General features: G+C 42.1%; 1 protein-coding gene. It reads left to right on the forward strand.

All coding sequences use genetic code 11. From position 1 onward, the window contains the following. The first annotated feature begins 133 nt into the window (after nt 1-133). Complete coding sequence (locus ACFI6L_RS20275) at nt 134-595, forward strand: hotdog fold domain-containing protein (protein WP_462574705.1); 462 nt, start codon at nt 134-136, stop codon at nt 593-595. Nucleotides 596-630 lie beyond the last annotated feature (35 nt).

Raw genomic sequence — 630 nt, forward strand, 5'->3', positions numbered from 1 at the left:
TCTAAATAGGAATTTATTTGCATCACTACTTCGTTGGGATTATGTTAATGTAACTTCCTCTGGTCTAATCAGTGGCGCAGATTTAATAATCACTCGAAAGATAAAAAGCTCCCAACTATCAGCGTGAACAACTATGTCAAAGAATTACGTACTAAATACATATAACAAATTTATGAAGCTGCCCTTTGGCAAGAAGCTATTTAGCTGGTACTCAGCGCGCAGGGCACCTTACTTTTCTACCGTTTCACCACTTATCTCAGACATTAAACCAAACTACTGTGAAGTGCTTATTAGTAAACGTAAAGCGGTAGAAAATCACATTGGAACGGTTCACGTTATTGCTATTTGCAATGGTCTGGAAATGGCCATGGGGTTCATGTGTGAAGCATCCATACCTAAAAACCTTAGGTGGATCCCAAAAGGTATGGAAGTAAAGTATCCGGCGAAAGCAGACTCAGATATTCGTTGTGTAGCAGAAGTGCCAGCTGACGCATGGAAGCCAGGTGATTTACCTATTTCTGTTAAGGCGTATAACGTCGAAGGCACCGTGGTCGTCGAAGGAACCATTACGGTTTGGGTAAGCGAAAAACGCTGATATCACGCTTATAATAAAAGGCCGCGCTTGCGGCC

The organism is Alteromonas sp. G4i35, from assembly GCF_054960375.1.